The organism is Pseudomonas sp. YQ_6 (assembly GCF_043103245.1).
Taxonomy (GTDB): Bacteria; Pseudomonadota; Gammaproteobacteria; order Pseudomonadales; family Pseudomonadaceae; genus Aquipseudomonas; species Aquipseudomonas alloputida.
In genome coordinates, this window is record NZ_JBICJR010000069.1 from 1 (window position 1) to 300 (window position 300).

Annotated in this window: 1 protein-coding gene; it reads left to right on the forward strand. The window is 63.0% G+C overall.

Annotated features, from left to right (window positions below):
* Positions 1–300: immunoglobulin-like domain-containing protein (locus ACF8FG_RS24670; RefSeq protein WP_392519324.1), on the forward strand; the 300-nt coding region annotated here is incomplete at both ends.

Sequence of the window (300 nt, forward strand, 5' to 3'; positions counted from 1 at the left end):
GTGGCAGCCAACAGCACCACCGGTTCGGCGACTGCAACCGCCCCGGACAACGTCTATGTCGGCACCAACGCGCCGGTGGTCAATGCCATCGACGCGGTCAGCGGCGCTGATGCATGGAAGTTCGAAAACCTGAACCTGGACAAAACCCCCGTCAGCACCGAGGTAACCGACGAGCCAGGCACCCCGGGCAACGAAGGCGATATCATCAAGGTCACCATCACGGCCGACCAGACCTCGGTGGCCGAGAACGTCAAACCGACCTTCACCGTGCACATCAACACCGCCCTGGCCCACGACCTG